This window comes from Flavobacterium sp. P1_E4 (genome assembly GCF_056405915.1).
In genome coordinates, this window is sequence record NZ_JBFUBE010000061.1 from 1 (window position 1) to 1,626 (window position 1,626).

A 1,626-nucleotide genomic window follows, 5' to 3' on the forward strand; every position below is an offset into this window, starting at 1 on the left:
TTATACTAGAGACACGGAGCTTCCGGTGATCACCTTGACCCCGGCAGGCACGGTACTTTGTAATCCGACAGCAGCAGAAATCACAGCAGCCTTCGGCACCGCCAGTGTAAGCGACAACTGTTCAACGGGCCTAACTGCAACCGGCACCGAAGCAGCAGAAACAGGCTCGGGTTGTACGTTCTCTACCACCAAAAACTGGACGGTAACCGATACTTGCGGCAACATAGGCTTGGCTTCGCAAACGCTAACTTATACCCGAGACACGGAACTTCCGGTGATCACTTTAATTGCTGCAGGTACATTGGGCTGTAATCCAACGGCAGCAGAAATAACGGCAGCTTTCGGCACCGCTTCGGTAAGCGATAATTGTTCAACAGGCTTAAGTGCTATTGGCAGCGAAGCAGCAGAAACAGGCTCGGGTTGTACGTTCTCCACCACCAAAAACTGGACGGTAACCGATACTTGCGGGAACACAGGCTTGGCTTCGCAAACGGTAACTTACACTAGAGACACGGAGCTTCCGGTGATCACTTTAACTGCTGCAGGTACATTGGGCTGTAATCCGACAGCAGCAGAAATCACAGCAGCCTTCGGTACCGCTTCGGTAAGCGACAACTGCACCACAGGCTTAACTGCAACCGGCACCGAAGCAGCAGAAACAGGCTCGGGTTGTACGTTCTCCACCACCAAAAACTGGACGGTAACCGATACTTGCGGGAACACAGGCTTGGCTTCACAAACGCTAACTTATACCCGAGACACGGAACTTCCGGTGATCGCCTTGACCCCGGCAGGCACGGTACTTTGTAATCCAACRGCAGCAGAAATAACGGCAGCCTTCGGCACCGCTTCGGTAAGCGACAACTGCTCAACGGGCTTAACAGCAACCGGTACCGAAGCAGCAGAAACAGGCTCGGGTTGTACGTTCTCCACSACCAAAAACTGGACGGTAACSGATACTTGCGGGAACACAGGCTTGGCTTCGCAAACGGTAACTTATACTAGAGACACGGARCTTCCGGTGATCRCCTTGACCCCGGCAGGCACGGTACTTTGTAATCCGACAGCAGCAGAAATCACAGCAGCTTTCGGMACMGCSAGTGTAAGCGACAACTGCTCAACGGGCTTAACTGCTACAGGCACCGAAGCAGCAGAAACAGGCTCGGGTTGTACGTTCTCCACSACCAAAAACTGGACGGTAACCGATACTTGCGGGAACACAGGCTTGGCTTCGCAAACGGTAACTTATACTAGAGACACGGARCTTCCGGTGATCACTTTAATTGCTGCAGGTACATTGGGCTGTAATCCAACGGCAGCAGAAATAACGGCAGCTTTCGGCACCGCTTCGGTAAGCGATAATTGTTCAACAGGCTTAAGTGCTATTGGCACCGAAGCAGCAGAAACAGGCTCGGGTTGTAGTTTCTCTACCACCAAAAACTGGACGGTAACCGATGCTTGCGGAAATACAGGCTTGGCTTCACAAACGCTAACTTATACCCGAGACACGGAGCTTCCGGTGATCGCCTTGACCCCGGCAGGCACGGTACTTTGTAATCCGACAGCAGCAGAAATCACAGCAGCCTTCGGTACCGCTTCGGTAAGCGACAACTGCACCACAGGCTT

1 protein-coding gene is annotated in these 1,626 nt (G+C 52.8%); it reads left to right on the forward strand.

Going from position 1 to position 1,626, the window contains the following annotated elements:
• The coding region (locus AC1DY0_RS18960; protein ID WP_477190139.1) for a hypothetical protein at positions 1-1,626 on the forward strand (1,626 nt) is incomplete at both ends.